Origin of the sequence: Actinoplanes sp. NPDC051343 (assembly GCF_044455125.1) — a bacterium.
GTDB lineage: Bacteria > Actinomycetota > Actinomycetes > Mycobacteriales > Micromonosporaceae > Actinoplanes.
The window spans coordinates 26,566-45,616 of sequence record NZ_JBITEL010000003.1 but is presented as its reverse complement, the minus strand read 5'-3'; the positions used below and the strand labels follow the sequence as shown (position 1 = coordinate 45,616).

Below are 19,051 nucleotides of genomic sequence, written 5' to 3'. Positions count from 1 at the left end.
TCGGCAGCTAATTCCTAGCGGTCGGGGCCGCTTTCGCACGCCCCTAAGTCACCATTTAGGGGTGCTCGACGACCAGCCAGCGCTGGCCGAACGGGTCACTGACCAGGACACCCGCCCCGCCGGCCGAGGGCACCAGCCGGGCGCCGTGCCGCCGCATGCGCGCGACCAGCCCGCGGGCGTCGTCGTGCTCGATGGACAACGGCAGTACGTCGCCGGGGACGTCGGACGGCTCGGGAAAGCCGGTCAGGGTCAGGACGTGACCGGCGAACGCGATGTCGGCACTCAGGACGTAGCCGTCCAGCAGGCACTCGCGGCCGATCTCGACGGCGCCGAACAGGTCGGCGTACCACGCGACGGCCCCGGTCACGTCGTCATCGGTGAGGGTCAGGACGTGGACCACGGCACACACCTCCGTCTCGTCACGGCGTCACCGACCGGCCAGCTGCCGGCGGTAACGGGCCTCCGCCGCTTCCTTCGGCCCGGTCCACCACCAGCCGTTCGTCCGGTACCAGTCGATGGTCGGGGCGAGGCCGTCGGCCAGGTCGGCGTAGCGGGGACGCCAGCCCAGCTCGGTACGCAGTTTGGTGCTGTCGTTCGCGTACCTCAGGTCATGGCCGGGGCGGTCACCGACGTGGTCGTACTCCCCCGCCGGGCGATCCATCAGCGTCAGCACGAGATCGAGCACCTGCCGGTTGCTGCGCTCGTCACCGGAGCCGATCAGGTAGGTCTCGCCGATCCGGCCGCCGTCGAGGATCAGGTGGACGGCCGCGTTGTGGTCGTCCACGTGCGTCCACTCGCGCACGTTGATCCCCTCGCCGTAGAGCTTCGGGCGTTCCCCGGTCAGCAGGTTCGTGACCTGGCGCGGGATGAACTTCTCGACGTGCTGGTACGGCCCGTAGTTGTTGGCGCAGTTGGACAGGGTCGCCCGGACGCCGTACGACCGGACCCACGCGCGGACCAGGAGGTCGGAGGCCGCCTTGGTGGCCGAGTACGGGCTGGACGGGTCGTACCGGGTCTGTTCGGTGAACCGCGCGTCCGAATCCAGCGGCAGGTCGCCGAAGACCTCGTCGGTGGAGATGTGATGCAGCCGCCGGTCGTGCCGCCGGACCGCCTCCAGCAGGCGGAACGTACCGGTCACGTTGGTGCGGAGGAACGGCTCGGGATCGTCGAGCGAGTTGTCCACATGCGACTCGGCGGCGAAGTGCACGATCGTGTCCGATTCGGCGACCAGCGCGTTCACCAGGTCGGCGTCGCAGATGTCACCGTGCACGAGATCGACCCGGCCGGGAACGCCCGTCAGGTTGCTCCGATCACCGGCGTAGGTGAGTGCGTCGAGAACCCGGATCGTGTATTCCGGCCGGTTCTCCGCCGTGTAGCGAACGAAGTTGGCACCGATGAACCCGGCGCCTCCGGTGATCAGTATCGTGGGCATGGCAGGCTCCTGAGAGGTCAGCGGGCGGCGAGCGAATCGGCCGGTTCCGCGTCGACCTCGCGCTGCGCCGTCGCGGCGAGCAGCGTGCGGTCGATCTTCCGATTCCCGTTGAGCGGGAACTCCCCGATGTGGCGGAAGTACCGCGGGATGATCGTTGCGGGCAGCACCTCGCGCAGCGTGCGCACCAGTGCGCGTACGGGTCGTTCCGGGCCGGCGTAGAAGGTGAAGAGCTCGGTCGTCCCGGCCCGGCGGACCGGCACCACCACCACGTCGTCCACGCCGCAGGCGCGCATGGCGTTCTCCACCTCGGCGACCTCCACCCGGACCCCGCGCACCTGCACCTGGCCGTCGAGCCGGCCGAGGTAGGTCAGGCCGCCGCCGGTCAGCCGGACGCGGTCACCGGTGCGGTAGTAGCGGCGGCCCTCGTGCTCGAAGAAGCGTCCGGCCGCGTCCTGCGGGTCGAGGTATCCCGGCGTCAGCTGCGGGCCCGCGACGCACAGCTCGCCCTCGGCCGCCGCGGCCCGCCCGGCTTCGTCCAGCAGCAGGACGGCGTGGCCCTCGTGCACCCGGCCGATCGGGACCACGCCGTTCACGGCGACGCCCGCGGTGGCGGCCGCCCAGCGGTAGGCCGCCACGGTCACGGTCAGCTCGGTCGGACCGTAGAGGTTCTCGACGGTGGAACCCGGTGCGGCGCGTTCCCAGTCCGCGGCGTCCCGGCAGAGCAGCGCCTCGCCGGCGAACAGGCTCCAGCGAAGGGTGGGAAGCGCGCCCGGGGCGAGGCCACCCATGCGGCGGACGACATCGATCGCGCTCGGCGTGGAGAACCAGACCGAGACCCCGTGCCCGGTCAGGAAGTCCGGCAGATCCCGGTACGCCATCGGCGGCACCACACACGCCTCGGCGCCCGCGCCCCAGGCCGCGAACAGGTCGAACATCGCGCAGTCGAAGTTGAGGTCGAACGTCTGCGAGAAGACATCGCCGGCGTGGAAGTCGTAGCGCCGGTCGATCAGCCCGAAGTAGTGGTCGATGTTGCCGTGGGTGAGCGCCACGCCCTTGGGCCGCCCGGTCGAGCCGGAGGTGAAGAGCAGGTAGGCCCGGTCCTCGGCGCGGACACCGACCGGTTCGGCCAGGCGGCGGCCGCGGCCGGCCCGGAGGCTGCCCGGAGGACAGGACGCCGGCGGGGCCAGCACCGGCAGCTTCATATCCAGCCGGTCGAGCGCGCGTAATCCCTCGTCGTCGGCGATCACCGCGTCGATTCCGGCGGCGTCGAAGGTCTGCCGGATCCGGGGAAGTGGGGCGTCCGCGCGCACGGGGACCACGGCGGCACCGGCGTACAGCACGGAGAGCAGACCCGCGTAGCCGGTGAGGTTCTTGCCGGCGAGCACGCCGACCGTGCGGGCCGGGATCTCGGCCAGCGCCCCGCCCCAGCTCAACGCCAGAGCATGCAATTCGGTGTAGGTCGTGGTCCCGGCCTCGGTGCGCAGCGCGACGCCGCCGGGGTTGCGGGCCAGCCCGCGCAGGAATCTCGAGTACGGCACAGCGTCCTCCGGGGTCAGGCGGCCGGCCGGCCGGCGCGGGCGCGGCGGGGACGCAGGGCGGCCACCGGACTCGCCGCAATCACCTCGAACGCCTCGGTGGTGACCCGGACCCGGCCGAATAGGCTGTCCGGGCCGGCGACGCAGACCCGACGTACGCCCTGAGCACGCAGCGAGGCGACCACGGCGGGCCAGTCCAGTGGCGCCACAATGCTGTCCAGCAGCAGGGTGCGGATCTCGTCGCCGAGGCTCAGCACCGCGCCGTCCCGGTCGGAGATCACCGGGCGAGCCGGATCGGCGAAGGTGATCCGGTCGAGCACCTGTTCGGCGGCCAGCCGGCGCAGCCCTTCGAACGCGGGCGAGTGCAGCGGCGGGCGCATCGTGTAGAGCGACAGCCCCCCGGCCGCGCGGACCCGCCGCTCGAGCCACTCCAGGTTGTGCTCCCGCAGGCAGAGCATGTACATCTCGGTGTCGACGTGGCAGGCCACCTCGCTCCACTCACCACGGGCGGCGAGTTCGGCGGTGATCTCGGCCAGCGTCCCGGCCCCGATCCGGACGAACGAGTGGATCACCACGTCCCGATGCTCGGCGGCGAAGTATTCCTCCATGCACCGGGCGAGCCCGGCCGTCATCCAGATCGCATCGGCCAGGTCCAGCGCACCGCTGTGGACGGCCGCCGCCTTTCCCCCGAAGCTCGCCCCGGCACAGAACGTCGTCTCGATGCCCAGTTCCCGCTCCGCCCAGCTCGCGCAGGCCAGGCAGCTGAGCAGGAACGCGACCTGCCCGGCGGCCGAGTAATCCCCGTCGGCGGCCCGGAACCTCTCCAGGACCGGCCAGCCGAGCCGCTCGTCGGCGGTAGCGACCATGTCGCGGGCGATCGGGTTGGTGAGGAGGAACCGCCCGAGATCGGCGAAGCGGGTCGGTGCCATGCCCGGGAAGAGCATCGCCGCCGGTCGTCGGTCAGCCTCCATGGGTCACCATCCCCTCGCTCGTGGGCGCCCGGCGCGGCAGACCACCCAGAAACTCGATCATCGTGCGGAAGAAGCGCTCCGGCTCCTCCAGATGCGGCAGGTGGCTCGACTCCTCGAACATCACCCACCGCACGTCGGGAATGTGGTCCTGGAACGGTTGCACGACCGCCGGGCCGGCCTCGTCGTAGCAGCCGGAGATCAGCAGCGTGGGCACGGCGATCGAGGCGAGCCGGTCGATCACCGAATAGTCGCGCAGCGTGCCGGTCACGTGGAACTCGCTCGGGCCGTTCATCACGGCGTACACCGTCGGGTTGTCCGCGACCTCCAGGAACGACGCCTGGTAATCGGCCGGCCAGGGGCGCAGACGGCAGACGTGCTTGGCGTAGAAGACCCGCATGGCGTCCGTGTATTCCTGGTCGCTGGTGGTGCCGGCCGCCTCGTGGCGGCGCAGCACCTCGTCGACCCCGGGAGGCAACTGCGCGCGGAGCACCTCCATCTCCCGGCGCCACAGCGGGTACGACGCGGGAGCGTTGGCGATGACCAGACCCCGCAGACCGGCCGGTCGCGTGGCAGCGTGCCGGGCCGCGAGGACGCCGCCCCAGGACTGACCGTAGAGCACATAGTTCCCGTCGATGCCGAGCCGGACGAGGAGGTTGTCGAGCTCGTCGCCGAACAACTCGGGCGTCCAGAAACCGGGATCGGCGTCCGGCAGCCGGGTCGACCCGCCGCCGCCGAGCTGGTCGTAGTGCACGACCGGCCAGCCGGCGGCCGCCAGGCCGGCCAGGTTTCGCAGGTAGTCGTGAGTGCTTCCCGGTCCGCCGTGGACCACCACCACGGCCGGCGCGTCGCCGCCCGGCGTTCCGGTCCGGCGATACCAGGTCTGGAAGCCCCGGAAGGGTACCCGTCCCTTGTTCACCGCCATCGTCGACCACTCCCGTCGGATCGCCATCGGAATTCAGTTCTAGCGGCCCGATCCCCGTCCGGCACAGCCCTTTAAGGGCCGCGGCTAGGGGTTGCGCGAGGCTAGGGGCCGGGCGGCGCGGTTCCGGGGTTGGCCGGGCAACCGGCCGCGTCTAGCGTCCAAAGCGCCCGGTCCCCGGAGCCGACAGGAGAACTCCCGGTGCGTGTCCTTCTCGTGTGTTTCCCCTGGAAAACCCACTTCTTCAGCCTGGTGCCGCTGGGCTGGGCACTGCGGGCGGCCGGTCACGAGGTGCGGGTGGCCAGCGAACCGTACCTGTTGGACACCATCACCGGAGCGGGTCTGACCGCGGTCGGTGTCGGCGCGGGCGCGGAACCGATCGGCGACCGGATCCGGCAGGCGTGGGAGGACCACACGCTGCCGCCGGTCGAGGAGGCGCCGCCGCTCGGCGAGCCGGTCGAGCTGTTCGACCTCTCCCCCGATCGTCCCCGCCTCGACTGGAAAGAGCTCCAGCGCCTCTACGACACTCTGGTCGTTCCGCGGGCCGAACTCAGCAACGACCCGATGATCGACGACCTCGTCGCGTACTGCCGCGAGTGGACGCCCGATCTCGTCGTCTGGAACGCCGCCAGCTTCGCCGGCCCGATCGCCGCCGCGGCGGTCGGCGCGGCGCAGGCCCGCGTCCTCTACTCCATCGACGTCTACACCCGCATCCGCGAGGACTACCTGGTCGTCCAGGCCGAGCAGCCGCCGGAGGAACGTCGCGACGGCCTGCGCGAGTGGATGACCGGCTGGGTCGAGAAGTACGGCGCCGAGTTCTCCGAGGATCTCGTCAACGGCCAGGTCACCATCGATCCCATGCCGCCCGCGTTCCGGCTGCCGACCGGCCTGCCGGTCCTCCCCTGCCGGTACGTGCCGTACAACGGCCCGGCCGTGGTGCCGGCGTGGGTTTCCGAGCCACCGTCGAAGCGGCGGGTGCTGATGACCTCGGGGCTGTCGGTGAACGACTGGCCCGAGCTGCGGGTGGTCGGCCTGGAGCGGATCCAGGACATCCTGGACGCTCTCGCCGGTCTCGACATCGAGCTGGTGCTGACGGTGCCGGACGAACTGCGCGACCGGCTGCGCACGCCGGAGAACACCCGGGTCGTCGCGTACGTGCCGATGCCGGCCATCCTGCCCAGTTGCTCGGCCGTGATTCATCATGGCGGGACCGGGTCGTTCAACACCTCGACGTTGTACGGCGTGCCCCAGCTGCTGATCAGTACGGCCCTCGACGCGCCGCTGAAATTCCAGCACCTCGATCGCCTGCACGCCGGGCGGCACGTGATGCCGGACGAGGTCGCCGGTGCCGCCGTCCGAGACAACCTGGTCGCGCTGCTCGACGACCCGGGCTATGCCGAGGGCGCGCGCTTCCTGCGCGACGAGGTGCTCGCCACGCCGACCCCGCACGACCTGGTCATCGACCTCGAGCGCCTGGTGGAGCGGAACCGTTGATGCTCGCTCGCCTGGGGCATACCGACCTGCAGGTGAGTCGCCTGGTGGTCGGCACGGTCAACTTCGGCGGACGGGTCGGCGAGGACGACGCCCGCGCGCTGCTCGACCACGCCCTCGCCCGGGGACTGACCACGATCGACACCGCCGACAACTACGGCTGGCGCGAGCACCGCGGTTACACCGAGGAACTGATCGGCCGCTGGCTCGCCGCCGGCGGGCACCGCGACGAGGTCGTGCTGGCCACCAAGGTCGGCAGCCCGATGAGCGACGACCCGGCCGACCGCGGGTTGTCGGCGCGGCACATCGTCGCCGGGTGCGAGGCCTCGCTGCGGCGGCTGCGGACCGACCGCATCGACCTCTACCAACTGCATCAGATGGACCGGGCGGTGCCCTGGGACGAGATCTGGCAGGCGATGGAGATCCTGATCGAGCAGGGCAAGGTCCGGTACGTCGGCTCGTCGAACGCCGCGGGCCGGGACCTCGCCGCCGCGCAGGAAACCGCCGCGCGGCGGAACGGGCCGGGGCTCGCCTCCGAGCAGTGTCTCTACAACCTCGTCACGCGACAGCCCGAACTGGAGATCCTGCCCGCCGCCACCGCGTACGGCATGGGGGTCCTGGTCTGGTCGCCGCTGCACAGCGGGCTGCTCGGCGGTGCTCTCCGCAAGCAGCGGGCGGGCACCGCGGTGAAATCGGCGCAGGGGCGGGCGCAGACCGCGCTGGCCGCACACCGGGCCGCGGTCGAGGAGTTCGAGACGTTCTGCGACCACCTCGGGCGCAACCCGGCCGAGGTGGCGCTGGCCTGGGTGCTGTCTCGGCCCGGCGTGACCGGCGCGATCGTCGGGCCACGCACCACCGGGCATGTCGACGACAGCGTCGCGGCCGGGGAACGGCCGCTCGGCGAGGACGAGCTGCGCCGCCTCGACGAAACGTTTCCGCCGGTCGGACGGGGCGGCCCCGCACCCGACGCCTGGCTCTTCTGACCACCGGATACACGGGAGGCACGCCGCACATGACCACGAAATCGACCCACACCGACCCGCGGATCGTGCCGCACGAGTCGGTTACCGAACGCGAGGCACGAGAACAGATGGCGGCGCTGCTCGAGGAGACGCCGATCCCGCCGCAGTACCTCATCGACAACCTGCCGGTCTATCTGCGCCGCCATCAGCTCAGCGATCTGCTCACGATGAACGAGCTGTACCAGCAGGTGGTCCCGCTGCCCGGCGTGATCATGGAGTTCGGCGTGCTGCACGGGCGGCACCTGGCGGCGTTCACCGCCCTGCGCGGCATCTACGAGCCGTACAACTCCCTGCGCCGGATCGTCGGCTTCGACACGTTCACCGGCTTCCCCGACATCAACGAGATCGACGACGTCAGCTCGAGCGCGGTGGTCGGCCGGTTCCGTACGGCCGACGGCTATCCTGACCACCTTCGCGCGGTGCTGCGGGCCCACGAGCTCGGCGAGCCGCTCGGGCACGTGCAGCGCTCGTTCGCCATCCAGGGCGACGTACGCGAGACGCTGCCGCAGTACCTGGCCGAGAACCCGCAGACGGTCATCGCCATGGCGTACTTCGACATGGACCTGTACGAGCCCACCCGGGACGTGCTGCAGATGATCCAGCCCTACCTGGCGAAGGGCAGCATCGTCGCGTTCGACGAGTTCATCCACCCCAAGTGGCCCGGCGAGACGGTCGCCATCCGTGAGTCGCTCGACCTGGGCGAATCCGCTCTGCACCAGATCCCGGGCCGCGAGCCGCCGGTGATCTACCTGCGCTGGAAGTCGTAGCACGCGTAAAGGGCCGGTCCGGTTATCCGGGCCGGCCCTTCCTACGTTCCGGTCAGGACAGCAGCTTCTCGACCACCGGGAACTGGGCGATCGCCTCGTCCGCGTCCAGGGGCGGCCGGCCGGCACCGTTCTGCAGCGCCTCGGCCACCTCCGGGGTGACCATCCGGTCGGCGGCCAGCGACAGCGTGTACATCCCGAAGACCGCGTTGGCGACCGGCGGCTCGGTCAGCGCCAGGACACCCATCCGCTGGTGGACAGCGGTCATCTCCGGGTCGGGCGGCTCGGGCGTCAGATTCGTCGTCACGCCCGGGAACCCGAGATCCTGCCCGGAGGCCATGGCCCACGGCATCTCGGTGACACCGGCGATACCGGCCTGTGCGGCGGCGGCCAGGCCGTCGGTGAACCCCCGGCTCGCCACTTCGGCGGCCAGCACCCGTACGCCGAGCGCGGCCACCGACATGCCGTGCGCGTAGACCGGGTTCATCGCCGCCACCGCATCGCCGACCGCCACGAACCCGTCCGGCATCGCCAGCCGCTCGAAGTGCCGCCGCCGGTTGGCCGTGCCCCGATAGGGCCGGGCCCCGCCGATCGGCTCGGCTCCGGCGATCAGCTTCGCGATCATCGGGTGCCGCATGCCGGACGCGAACTCCCGGTAGCCCTCGTCGTCGGAGGGTGGTTCCCCGCCACGCGTGCCGCACATCGTGACGATCCACCGGCGGCCCTCGATCGGGAACAGCGTCGCACCGCGCCCGGGCCGTCCGGTCGCCACCTCGGGCTGAATCAGCACCGCGGGGAAGTCGTCGCCGACCCCCTCGGGTACGTCGTAGAGCCGGGTGGCGTACGCCATGCCGGGATCGACCACGGCGTCCGGCGGCAGCGTCAGGCCCAGCTCGGCGAGCCACTCCGGAGCCTTGGACCGCCGGCCGGTCGCGTCCACGATCAGGTCGGCCTCGATGACCGGGCTCGCACCGCCCTCGGTGCGGAAGCCGTTCACCCGGGCCGCCGAGCCGGTCAGCCCGGTCACCTTGACGCCGGTCAGCACCGTGACACCGGGCCGGGCCGTCACCCGCCGCCGGATCAGCTGGTCGAGGAGCGGGCGGCTGCACATCACCACGTACGCCGGGCCGTCGTGCCGCCGATGCCAGCCGGCGGCCGAGAGGGTCAGCATCCCCTCCGGCATGCCGCGCCGGAACCCGCCGGCGGCGTAGATCTCGTCGAGGATCCCCGGCAGCATGCTTTCCAGCGCGTCCGCGCCACCGCCCATGAGCATGTGGCTGTGGTGGCCCTGGGGCACGCCCTTGCGGGGCTGCGGGTGGTCGGGCAGCTGATCCTCCTCGACCACCAGAATCTCGTCGGCCTTCCAGGACAGGGCCGCCGCGGCCAGCATGCCGGCGAACCCGCCACCGAGGACTGCAACCGTAGTCATGATCGGCTCTCCTTCCCGGCGCGTGCGCCGGCTGGGTTTCGTGTCTCGATCGCCGGTGGGCCGCGTCAGGCACTCAGCCGGATCGCCTGCACCGGGCACACCTCGGCTGCCTCGCGCACCTCGTCCCGCAGCGCGGGGCCGGGCTCGGGGTCCAGCACCACCACACGGCCGTCCTCCGGGTTCTGGTCGAAGACGCCGGGCGCCGCGAACACGCAGCCGCCGGTGCCGGCGCAGCGCTCGCGGTCCACCTCGACGGTCACCACTCCACCGGCAGTTCGTGCAGGCCGTACATCAGGGTCTCGTTGCGGAACGGCAGCTCCTCGAACGGCACGGCCAGGCGCAGGCCGGGGATCCGGCGGAAGAGCGTGCCGAAGACCACCTCGAGCTCCACCTTGGTCAGGCTGCCGCCCGGGCACTGGTGAATGCCGCCGCCCAGCGCGACGTGGTGACGGGTGTCGCGGTGAATGTCGAACGCGTCCGGGTCGGTGAAGACCCGCTCGTCGCGGTTGGCCGATCCGTAGAGCAGAATGACTCCCTCGCCCTTACGGATGAGCTGCCCGCCGATCTCGACGTCGGCCACCGCCACACGACGGCTTGCCGAGTCGTTGATGCTGAGGAAGCGCAGCAGTTCACCGATCGCCTGCGGGAGCAACGTCTCCTGCGCGGTCAGCTCCGCGAGCTGATCAGGGTGGCGGAGCAGGGTCACGACGCCGAGCGAGATCATGTTGGCGACCGTGTCGAACCCGCCGAACATGAGGATCCGGGCTACCGCGACGACGCTCTCGTGCGCGAGCGCGCCGTCCTGCTGGTTGCGCCGGACGATCCGGCCGAGCACGTCGTCGGTCGGCGTCTTCTCCTTCGCGGTCACCATGGCGTCCAGGCGGGCCTCCATCTCGGCCTGCATCGAGGCCAGCGTCTCTCCGCTCACGCCCCGGGTCATGGTGGCCTCGGCGTGCCGCCGGAAGAAGGCCGCGTCCTCGGCCGACGCGCCGACCAGTTCGGCGAAGACCTGGCCGGGCACCGGCGCGGCGAGCGCGGTGACGAGGTCGGCCGGCGGACCGGCGGCCAGCATCGCGTCGATCCGCTCGTCGACCAGCTGCTGGATGCGTGGCCGCAGGTCCTGCATGCGGCGCGCGGTCAGCTCGGGGATGATCAGACGGCGGCGCACCGTGTGGTCCGGCGGGTCCATCGCGATCAGCGGCAGCTCGTAGTTCTCCAGGAACTCGGCGGGCAGTGCGACCTGCAGCGGATAGCCCGGGTCCTTCCAGCTCGAGCTCATCGCGGGCGAGGCGAGTACTTCCTTGACGTGCTCGTGCCGCGCGATCACCCAGGTCGGGCGGCCGGTCACGTCCAGCATCACCCGGGAGACCGGCGCATGCTCCCTCAGTTGCGAATATGGCTCCGGCGGGTGCAGCGGGCAGCCGCGCGGCATCGGGAACGCGGGCAGCTGATCCACCCCGTTGGTCTGCGTCATGGGAGGCACCGTCCTCTTCGGATCCCTCGCGGGACACTCACGCGGGACGAGCGGCTCGACGGCCGGCTCAGCACTCATTGAACCGGCCGCGGACGGGGCGCCACCAGGCTTGGCAGCCCCTACCCGTCCACTAACGCGAGTAGGGGACGGACGCGCGAAACAGCCGCCGCCCACCACCCGATGAAGAGGGTGATGGGCGGCGGCCATCGGGGGCGAAGAGGGTCAGGAGGCCTCGCTCACGACGCCCGGCCGGACCTCGTCAGGCTGCACGGCCGTGGCGTCGCCCGGCTCGGGCTGCACGGCCGTGGCGTCTTCCGCCCCGGGCTGGGCCGGCGCGGCGACACGGACGTTGCGCAGGTAGACCAGGGCCAGCAGGGCACCGGCGACCATCACGCAGGCGGCGGTCAGGCCGGCCACTGACATCGCGTCGGAGAATGCCGACCGGGCCGCCCGGAGCAGCTCGTCACCCACCGATCCGCCCAGTTGTTGCGCGGCGGAGACCGCGTTGCTGATGGTCTGTCCGGCGCTGGCCGCCACGTCGGCCGGAAGGCCGGACGGCAGCTTGTCGGCCGCGGCCTCACGGAAGACGTGCGCACCGATGCTGCCCAGCACCGCCGTGCCCAGTGCCCCGCCGAACTCCTGCCCGGTCTCGGAGACCGAGGAGGCGGAGGCGGCCCGATCGGCCGGGATGCTGGCGAGCATCAGATCGCCGACCAGGGCAAGCAGGGTGATCACGCCGGCCGACGAGACGAACGCGACGACCAGCAGGTACCACAACTTGGTGTCGGGCTGGACCCGCGACTGGCCGAAGTAGCCGGCCGCCGCAATGAGGAATCCGACCGCGATGGCGTGCGACCGCTTGAGCTTCATGCCGGCGATCGCCCCGATGGGTGCGGCCACGATGATCGCACCGGAGGGGATCAGGGCCCAGAGCGCCGCCTGGAGCGGATTGAGGCCGAGAACCAGCTGCAGGAACTGGGTGGTGAAGACGACGAACCCGATCAGGACGAACATCGCCAGGGTCTGGATGACGACCGAGCCGCTGAAACCCCGATCCTTGAACAGCCGGATGTCGATCAGGGGATTACGGGCCCTGAACTGCCGCAGGATGAACAGTGCGCCGAAGACGGCGCCACCGACGATGTAGAGGTAGAGGTCGTTGCTGAATCCGTTCGAGGCGGCATGCTGCATCGCGTAGATGATCGGCAGGACCGTGGCCATCGAGAGCAGCGAGCTGAGGATGTCGAAGCGGCCGGCCGCCGGATTCCGCGACTCGGGGATCAGGATCGGGCCGAGGATGAGCAGCAGCGCGATCACCGGCACGTTGACCAGGAAGATGGAGCCCCACCAGAAGTGGTTGAGCAGGGCACCGCTGACCACCGGGCCGATGGTGACACCGAGGCTCAGCACGCTCGTCCAGATCACGACGGCCGTGCCCCGCTGCTTCTCGTTGGTGAAGATGTTGCGCACCAGGGCCAGCGTGGACGGCATCAGCGTGGCACCGCCGATGCCGAGCAGGGCCCGGGCGGCGATCAGCATCTCGGTGCTCGACGAATAAGCCGCCATCACCGAGAAGGCGCCGAAGCCCAGGGCGCCGAGCAGCAACAGGCGTCGCCGGCCGATCTTGTCGGCCAGGCCGCCCATGGTGAGGAGCAGGCCGGAAAGCACGAAGCCGTAGATGTCGAAGATCCAGAGCTGCTCGGAACCGGACGGATGCATCTGCTCGCTGATGAACGGGGCGGCGAAGTAGAGCACCGAGGTGTCCATCGAGACGGCCAGCAGGACGAGCATCAGGACGGCGAAGCCGCCCCATTCGCGACGTCCGGCCAGAGCCCCGTCGTTGCCATCGACGTTCATGGCATCTCCCTTATCTGTGGTGAGCCGTGCGTCTCTCGAGGAGATAATACATACGTCCGTATAGGACGTCGACCCTGTATGCCGTGCGGTTCGCGCCGCACGTGGGAGGGCAGTCAGAGCGGAAGTCGCCCGGAGATCGCGGCCAGCACAGCGGACACGTGATCGTTCAGGAAGAAGTGACCGCCGGGGTAGCGCAACAGCTCGAACCGGCCGGTGGTGTGCTCCCGCCAGGCCCGCGCCTCGTCGTCGCTGACGTGCGGGTCGGCGTCGCCGGTCAGTACTACCAGCGGGCAGGTCAGCTTCTCGCCGGGATCGCCCCGGTAGGTCTCCACGGCGCGGTAGTCGGCACGCAGGGACGGCAGCATCGCGCGGATCATCTCGTCGTCGAACATCCGCGGATCCGTGCCGCCGAGCGCCTTCATCTCCTCCAGCAGCCCGTCGTCGCTGCGCAGGTGGACGCGTTCGTCGCGAAACCTCGACGGTGCGCGCCGGCCGGAGGCGAACACGGCGTGCGGATCGCGGCCGCCCTTCTCGAGCCGCAGCGCCACCTCGTACGCCACGGTCGCGCCCATGCTGTGGCCGAAGAGGGCGAACGGGACGCCGAGCAGATCATCCAGCCGGGCGGCGACGGCGTCGGCCATGGTTCGCAGGTCGGTGATGCAGGGCTCGCCGCGCCGATCCTGGCGGCCCGGGTACTGCACCGCGACGACCTCGACGCCGGCCGGCATCGCCTTGGCGACCGGGAAGAAGTACGTCGCCGAGCCGCCGGCGTGAGGGAAGCAGAAGAGCCGGGCGGCCGGGCGCTCCGCGGGCCGGAAACGCCGGAACCACAGATCCGTGTTCGACACCGTGGTCATCGGCGTCAGCTCACGGGGGTCCGCAGCGAGCCGAGCACCGACCAGAGCCTCCGCGGGGTCGCGAACGTCTCCAGCCGCAACGCGTCATCGACGAACCGGACGCCGAAGTGGTTCTCGAGGCGGGCGAGCAGCTCCACCGCGTTGAGCGAGTCGAGGCCGAGATCGCGCAGGTCGGCATCCTCGGTCAGCGTCTCTCCAGGCTCGAGGAACGGGAGGAAAGGAAGCAGCAGCCGGTCGAACTCGGCCCGGTCGATGTCGTGGTCAGCCATGCCCCGAACAGTAGGGATCCGCCGGATCGGCCGTCGAGAACGCGCGACCCCTATTCGACCCCTGCGGGCTGCGCCGCCGCCGGTCGCCGGCTGAGCACCTCGACGAGTGCACGCAGACCTTGGGTCAGCACGGCACCGCTCGGCGCGCTGTCCGGATCGACCAGCCACTGTGCCATCACGCCGGTGAGCAGAGCCTGGAAGACCGCGCCGACGGCCGCGACGGTCGCCGGATCGGACTCCTGGTCGCCGCTCCACACCCCGCCCAGGCCCTGGCGTGCCTCTTCAAGACCGGAGGTGAGGCCGGCCCGCAGTGTCTCGACCCGCTCGATCTGGGAGAGCATCTCGAAGTTGACCGACCACAGCGCGCGGTTGTCGGCCAGGGGCTTCATCAGCTCGTCCCAGAACTGCTCGAAGCGCTCCTGGGTGGCGGGCTCGCCGGACTTGAAGGTCGCCGCGGCGATCTTTTCGCCCCACTCCCGGGTGGCCTCGATCATCGCCACGCCGAGGAGCGCTTCCTTGGAGCCGTAGTGATAGCCGATGGAGGCCAGGTTGGCCCCCGAGGCGGAGATGATGTCGCGGGCCGTCGTCCGCCCGAAACCCTTCTCGATCAGGCAGCGCTTCGCACCCTCAAGCAGATCCTCACGGTGTCCCACGCGGGCTACGGTACCCCAACGCGAAGCAACCATGAACATACGTACGCACCACTTCGGCATCCCCTTTCGGCCCCCGCCCCCGGAGGGGTGCGTGAGGGGTCCGTTCAGGGGTTCGGCCTGTTCGCGGTGCACTTACGCTCGGATCGCCCCGTCCCCCGCCCGAGGAGTCATCGATGACCGGACGCCCGCCCCTGTTCGTGCAGACACTCCACCCACGGTTGCTGGTGGACCACTTCGACAAGTGCTTCGTGTTCTACGACAACGTGCTGCCCGTCCTGGCCAGGGCCCACCTGTCGGAGGGCGGCGCCGCGGGGCCGTACGCCCGGTGGAACCGCGACGGGAATCCCGTGCTCGCGCTGCTCGACAACGTCGAGATGGCCGCGATGGTGGGCGGCGAGACGACCGCCCCGTCGGCCGATCGCGCCGCCCTGGTGTTCCGCCTGGCCGACGTGGACGCCGCTCAAGCGCTCTGCGAGGCGCACGGGGGCCACGTGATCAGCCCGGCGGCCGACCGGCCGGAGTGGGGTCCCGAGATCCGCATCGCCTACCTGCGCGACCCGGCCGGCACGCTGATCGAACTCCAGGCGTCCCCGGACTAGCCGGCGGGCGGGGCCTAGCTCGAGCGAGGGACACTCCCTTGTCCAATCCTATACATACGTGTGTATGATCGGACCACGAGCCGAGTTCCGCGACGTCGGCTCGATTGATCGATCGGGGTGGGATCGTGCGATTCAGGCCAGTCTCGGACGTCACCGTCGCTTTGCGGGCCGATGGCACGCTCGAGCTCCTCGTGCGCCACACCGGTCGCCGGGTCGTGATCGACGAGCCCTCCGCCGCGATGTGGATGGCGCTGCGTCAGCACAACGGCGACGTGGACCTCGCGGCCGAAGCGCTCGCTCCCCATTGGAACCGCGCGCCCGATCAGTTACGCCGGAATCTAGCCGACTTCGTCGAGGAACTCTGTCGCGCCCGGCTGATGCTGCCCGTCCAGGATCTCGGGCCGCCGGCCTGACCGTCCGGGGTGCGGCCGGTCGAGCCGGCCGCACCCGGATGCCGCTCATGCGGGGTCAGGCGCTGTCCGCCTGGGGGGACAGCTCCGCCAGGTCGGCCCGGCGGCGCACGTTGAGCTTGCGATAGACCCGCGTCAGATGCTGCTCGACCGTGCTGATCGTGATGAACAGCAGGCGACTGATCTCCCGGTTGGTGTAACCCCGGGCGGCCAGCGTGGCCACCCGCTGCTCGGCCTGGCTCAGCAGACTGGGCGTTCGATGCTCCGCGGCCGTCAACAGGTGCTCGTGCGGCCGGAACTCCCGCGGTACCCGGGCGACCGGGCTCGACCCCACCAGAGCGGGCAACGCCGGCCGGGGCCGGATCAGGTCGGCGTTGCCGGAGACCGCCGCCTGGAGCCGCACCGCCGCCGCACGGGCCGCCGCCGAGCCACCCCCGGGGCGGGCCGCCTCCTCCTCGACGAGCGCCTTGGCCTCGTCCAGCCGGCCCAGGTCGATGAGCGCGTGCGTCGCGTCGGCCCGCCAGGGGACCAGCACCGGCACGTCCAGCTCCCATTCGGCGGCCGCCGCCCCGCACGTCTCGAAATCGGCCAGCGCCGCGTAGGCCCGATGGTGTGCCAGATGGTAATGCCCCCGGGCCCGCAGGAAATCGAGCCGGTAGCGGGTGTTGGCGACACCGGTCGGCAACACCGTGGACGCGAGTGCCTCGGCCTCCGCCTCGCCGTGCTTGTCCTGCCACGTCAGGGCCATCAGAAGATGGGCCGCCGGCAGCCCGATCGCCCAGTTCCACGCCTGCGGCGGCAGCAGCGCGAGGGCCCGTCGCGAGTGCACCTCGGCCGCCGCCGGATCGCCCCGGCCGAGGCAGGTCTCGGCCCGGAAGTCATGCAGCATCGCCGTCCAGGTAGCGGCGCCGAGGCGTTCGCCCTGACCGGTGAGTACGGCGCACCAGTGGGCCGCCTCGGCCGCCCGTCCCCCGTGCTGGAGGGTGAAGAGCGCGGACAGCACCGCCTCGATCGGTGTGCCGTGGACGGTCGCCCGCTGCAGCACCTGCTCGGCCGCGCGTACGTGTTCGGTGGTCATGCCGTCGGCGACCTGCCGGGCAAGGTCGTCGCCCAGGCCGGCGCCACGCTCGGCCCGGAACGTGAGCCGTAGCCAGTCCTCGGCCATCCGCACATCGAGCCCGAGACGGTGGTCGCTCTCGGTGATCACCTCGGGTGGCAGCCCGCTGACCGGGCCGCCGGCCAACGCCTCACCCCGCCACAGCAGGCAACCGGCGTAGAACGCGATGTCGGACCGGGAGAGCTGTCGCTCCTCGATCTCCTCGCGAAGCCAGTCGACCAGGCCCCCGATCGACGCCGGGTTCATCAGGAAGCGGACCCGGGCCAGCGCGGCCGTGACCACCGCCTGCGACGGGCCACCGGGGCACGACCGGATCGCCAGGTCGAGACAGTCGACGGCACGCTGCAGGTCGCGCCCGGTCAACGCCTGGCCGGCGGCGCGCTGCAGGACGTCGACCGCCCAGGGCAGGTCGCCGACGGAGTCCGCCGCGAGCAGGTGGCGCGCCACCGCCGAGGCGCCGGCCCCTTCCTCGTACAGCAGAACGGCGGCTCGCCGGTAGAGCTCGGGACCCGCCTCCGGCACCAGGCCCTGCAGGGCCGCCTCGCGTACGGCGGGATGACAGCAGCGGCCGCCCTTCACCATGCCGGTCGCTTCGAGTGCCTCGACCATCTGCCGGACGGTGAGCTGGTCGACCCCGAGCAGGCGGCTGAGCGCGGCCGGCGACGCGGAGTCGCCGAGCAGTGCCAGGCCGCCCAGGACGTCGCGCGCCTGCGGACCCCAGCGATTGAAGCAGTCGGCGATGGTGCTGCCGAAGACCGGGCCGGGAGCCGGAACGGCCAGCTCTTCCCCGCCGGTCGTCGCCGCCCGGTAGTCCTCGATCAGGGCGGACAGGAGAAGTGGGTTGCCCCCGCTCATCGCCGCGAACCCGCTCGCCAGCCGCGGCGTCACCCGCTCACCCAGCGCCTCGCGGACCCGGGCGCCGACCCCTGCCGGCGCCAGCGGAGCGAGACGGAGCCGGGTGCAGCGCGGCAGCCGGGTCAGCTCGGCGTGGAACGCCTGCCGCTCGGCGCCCGGGTGACCCCACTCAGTGATCGCCATCATCACCCGGGCGGACGCGATGCGGCGCTGGATGTACAGCAGCGCGTCGAGGCTTTCCGGGTCGGCGTACTGCACGTCGTCGATCGCAAGGACCACTGTGCGATCGCGGGCCATGCTCAGCAGCAGCGCGCAGAGCTGCTCCTCGAGTTTCGACAGATCGGCGCCGGCCGACCCGACGATCTCCTGGACCCGCTCCTCGATCTCGGGCGGCAGGCCGGGCGTGCGGAAGAGCTGCAGAAGCAGGCCGAGCGCCCGGCCTTTCTCGGCGCGCGACCCGAACGTGGTGAGGACCAGTGCCTCTCGCTGCCGAGAGTGGTCGCTGAAGTCCCGTAACAGCTGACTCTTTCCGGTGGCACCCGGGCCGGAAATGAGTGCCACCTGTCCCTGCCCGGCCCCACAGATGATCAACAATTGAAAGAGCACATCGGTGACGGCCGCGAACTCGTTGTCGTCCACTTACATTCCCCCGTTGGCGGCTGAACTCGTGCACGCAGCACGACGGTCAACATCGCTTTCGAAGCGAAGCTAGCCTATTCGGTGAGCGATAAACAAGGGCTTTAGGGGTCGGAAACGCGATGCTCGACACTTCTATGAGAGCGTTGAACTGAACCTGCATAAGGACGAGCTTTGTCCGTTTAATACCGGAATTGCCAGTATAATAACGGCCATAACTCGGCCGACTCTGCGAACCGTCTACGTCGTCGTCAAATGTCCCGGCCTTTCATTCGTACCATTTTTCACCGAGACCGTCCCGACGAACGACCGAGAATCTGCCGCGCCCCGCCGGTCATTATTTGTGATCGACCAAAGACAATTAATGAGAGCTTGAAATTAGCCGGTAACACGAATCCATTTCGGCCGGCCGGTCGATGTGATCCCATGTAGCCAAACTTTCAAATAACCCAGTGTCACCAGAGCACGGAAACTTACCGCGAGGCAGCGCCCGACGCTCACGGAACGTGAACATGCAGCGCTACTGCACGCCCTGCGGCCAAATGGACTAATGCGACGCACGACCCGAAGTGAACGATCCGACGTCGCCGGCGCGAGTGCCGTCGCACGTCTCTCACATTCAGTCACGCCGGACGCCGGCCAGATGTACATACGTTTATATAGGCAGCGTCGGCAAAGAGCGGACGACCGAAATTCACCCCTCGACGCGGCACCGAGCCGACGAACGCCCTGGACAACGATCCACTTCGGATCCGGCCCCT

Annotated in this window: 18 protein-coding genes; 5 read left to right on the top strand and 13 right to left on the bottom strand. The window is 70.4% G+C overall.

Annotated elements, in window-relative coordinates:
• Positions 1-55: 55 nt before the first annotated feature.
• From ACIA5C_RS10805 to ACIA5C_RS10785, 5 genes are read right to left on the bottom strand one after another with little or no spacing between them, the layout of a single operon-like run.
• Positions 56-400, bottom strand: a complete 345-nt coding sequence (locus ACIA5C_RS10805; RefSeq protein ID WP_396053134.1) for a VOC family protein — start codon at positions 398-400, stop codon at positions 56-58.
• A gap of 27 nt (positions 401-427) precedes the next feature.
• Positions 428-1,432, bottom strand: coding sequence for a dTDP-glucose 4,6-dehydratase (gene rfbB / locus ACIA5C_RS10800; protein WP_396053133.1), 1,005 nt, complete (start codon positions 1,430-1,432; stop codon positions 428-430).
• A gap of 17 nt (positions 1,433-1,449) precedes the next feature.
• Positions 1,450-2,970 (bottom strand): AMP-binding protein, encoded by a 1,521-nt coding sequence (locus ACIA5C_RS10795; RefSeq protein WP_396053132.1) that lies wholly within the window; start codon positions 2,968-2,970, stop codon positions 1,450-1,452.
• Positions 2,971-2,984: 14 nt separating this feature from the next.
• Positions 2,985-3,938 carry an ACP S-malonyltransferase gene (locus ACIA5C_RS10790; protein ID WP_396053131.1) on the bottom strand — a complete coding sequence of 318 codons (954 nt, stop codon included), beginning with the start codon at positions 3,936-3,938 and terminating at the stop codon, positions 2,985-2,987.
• Entirely contained in the window at positions 3,928-4,887 is a 960-nt protein-coding gene (locus ACIA5C_RS10785) for a proline iminopeptidase-family hydrolase (protein WP_396053130.1), read from the bottom strand. Before ACIA5C_RS10785 ends, ACIA5C_RS10790 begins: the two co-directional genes overlap by 11 nt.
• 171 nt (positions 4,888-5,058) lie before the next feature.
• On the opposite strand from ACIA5C_RS10785, the gene ACIA5C_RS10780 reads away from it, so the two are divergent.
• From ACIA5C_RS10780 to ACIA5C_RS10770, 3 genes are read left to right on the top strand one after another with little or no spacing between them, the layout of a single operon-like run.
• Positions 5,059-6,351, top strand: a complete 1,293-nt coding sequence (locus ACIA5C_RS10780; RefSeq protein ID WP_396053129.1) for an activator-dependent family glycosyltransferase — start codon at positions 5,059-5,061, stop codon at positions 6,349-6,351.
• Complete coding sequence (locus tag ACIA5C_RS10775; RefSeq protein WP_396053128.1) at positions 6,351-7,331, top strand: aldo/keto reductase; 981 nt, start codon at positions 6,351-6,353, stop codon at positions 7,329-7,331. Before ACIA5C_RS10780 ends, ACIA5C_RS10775 begins: the two co-directional genes overlap by 1 nt.
• A gap of 29 nt (positions 7,332-7,360) precedes the next feature.
• Positions 7,361-8,137, top strand: coding sequence for a class I SAM-dependent methyltransferase (locus tag ACIA5C_RS10770; RefSeq protein ID WP_396053127.1), 777 nt, complete (start codon positions 7,361-7,363; stop codon positions 8,135-8,137).
• A gap of 52 nt (positions 8,138-8,189) precedes the next feature.
• Here the strand turns inward: ACIA5C_RS10770 and ACIA5C_RS10765 are convergent, their stop codons facing one another.
• The 7 genes from ACIA5C_RS10765 to ACIA5C_RS10735 form a co-directional block, all read right to left on the bottom strand.
• A complete protein-coding gene (locus ACIA5C_RS10765) occupies positions 8,190-9,563 on the bottom strand; it encodes an NAD(P)/FAD-dependent oxidoreductase (protein ID WP_396053126.1) in 1,374 nt (457 codons plus the stop codon).
• Between the two features lie 65 nt (positions 9,564-9,628).
• Positions 9,629-9,823 carry a ferredoxin gene (locus ACIA5C_RS10760; RefSeq protein WP_396053125.1) on the bottom strand — a complete coding sequence of 65 codons (195 nt, stop codon included), beginning with the start codon at positions 9,821-9,823 and terminating at the stop codon, positions 9,629-9,631.
• Entirely contained in the window at positions 9,820-11,037 is a 1,218-nt protein-coding gene (locus ACIA5C_RS10755) for a cytochrome P450 (RefSeq protein ID WP_396053124.1), read from the bottom strand. Before ACIA5C_RS10755 ends, ACIA5C_RS10760 begins: the two co-directional genes overlap by 4 nt.
• 222 nt (positions 11,038-11,259) lie before the next feature.
• Positions 11,260-12,894, bottom strand: coding sequence for an MFS transporter (locus ACIA5C_RS10750; protein ID WP_396053123.1), 1,635 nt, complete (start codon positions 12,892-12,894; stop codon positions 11,260-11,262).
• Positions 12,895-13,007: 113 nt separating this feature from the next.
• Complete coding sequence (locus tag ACIA5C_RS10745) at positions 13,008-13,751, bottom strand: thioesterase II family protein (RefSeq protein ID WP_396053122.1); 744 nt, start codon at positions 13,749-13,751, stop codon at positions 13,008-13,010.
• 5 nt (positions 13,752-13,756) lie between these two features.
• Positions 13,757-14,020 (bottom strand): acyl carrier protein, encoded by a 264-nt coding sequence (locus ACIA5C_RS10740; RefSeq protein WP_396053121.1) that lies wholly within the window; start codon positions 14,018-14,020, stop codon positions 13,757-13,759.
• A gap of 50 nt (positions 14,021-14,070) precedes the next feature.
• The gene (locus ACIA5C_RS10735; RefSeq protein WP_396053120.1) at positions 14,071-14,673 is read right to left on the bottom strand and encodes a TetR/AcrR family transcriptional regulator; all 603 of its coding nucleotides are present in this window, start codon (positions 14,671-14,673) and stop codon (positions 14,071-14,073) included.
• 173 nt (positions 14,674-14,846) lie between these two features.
• Here ACIA5C_RS10735 and ACIA5C_RS10730 point away from each other — a divergent pair, with 173 nt between their 5' ends.
• A complete protein-coding gene (locus tag ACIA5C_RS10730) occupies positions 14,847-15,272 on the top strand; it encodes a VOC family protein (protein WP_396053119.1) in 426 nt (141 codons plus the stop codon).
• 125 nt (positions 15,273-15,397) lie between these two features.
• On the top strand, positions 15,398-15,685 hold the full coding sequence (locus ACIA5C_RS10725; RefSeq protein WP_396053118.1) for a PqqD family peptide modification chaperone: 288 nt from the start codon (positions 15,398-15,400) through the stop codon (positions 15,683-15,685).
• A 55-nt stretch (positions 15,686-15,740) separates the two neighbouring features.
• On the opposite strand, the gene ACIA5C_RS10720 is transcribed toward ACIA5C_RS10725, so the two are convergent.
• The gene (locus ACIA5C_RS10720) at positions 15,741-18,293 is read right to left on the bottom strand and encodes an AAA family ATPase (RefSeq protein WP_396053117.1); all 2,553 of its coding nucleotides are present in this window, start codon (positions 18,291-18,293) and stop codon (positions 15,741-15,743) included.
• Positions 18,294-19,051 lie beyond the last annotated feature (758 nt).

Excerpts from the sequence above, each read along its gene's own strand:
- ACIA5C_RS10785 (WP_396053130.1), bottom strand. The coding sequence starts at position 4,887 with ATGGCGATCCGACGGGAGTGGTCGACGATGGCGGTGAACAAGGGACGG.
- ACIA5C_RS10745 (WP_396053122.1), bottom strand. The coding sequence starts at position 13,751 with ATGACCACGGTGTCGAACACGGATCTGTGGTTCCGGCGTTTCCGGCCC.
- ACIA5C_RS10740 (WP_396053121.1), bottom strand. The coding sequence starts at position 14,020 with ATGGCTGACCACGACATCGACCGGGCCGAGTTCGACCGGCTGCTGCTT.
- rfbB (WP_396053133.1), bottom strand. The coding sequence starts at position 1,432 with ATGCCCACGATACTGATCACCGGAGGCGCCGGGTTCATCGGTGCCAAC.
- ACIA5C_RS10775 (WP_396053128.1), top strand. The coding sequence starts at position 6,351 with ATGCTCGCTCGCCTGGGGCATACCGACCTGCAGGTGAGTCGCCTGGTG.
- ACIA5C_RS10750 (WP_396053123.1), bottom strand. The coding sequence starts at position 12,894 with ATGAACGTCGATGGCAACGACGGGGCTCTGGCCGGACGTCGCGAATGG.
- ACIA5C_RS10765 (WP_396053126.1), bottom strand. The coding sequence starts at position 9,563 with ATGACTACGGTTGCAGTCCTCGGTGGCGGGTTCGCCGGCATGCTGGCC.
- ACIA5C_RS10790 (WP_396053131.1), bottom strand. The coding sequence starts at position 3,938 with ATGGAGGCTGACCGACGACCGGCGGCGATGCTCTTCCCGGGCATGGCA.
- ACIA5C_RS10730 (WP_396053119.1), top strand. The coding sequence starts at position 14,847 with ATGACCGGACGCCCGCCCCTGTTCGTGCAGACACTCCACCCACGGTTG.
- ACIA5C_RS10755 (WP_396053124.1), bottom strand. The coding sequence starts at position 11,037 with ATGACGCAGACCAACGGGGTGGATCAGCTGCCCGCGTTCCCGATGCCG.
- ACIA5C_RS10770 (WP_396053127.1), top strand. The coding sequence starts at position 7,361 with ATGACCACGAAATCGACCCACACCGACCCGCGGATCGTGCCGCACGAG.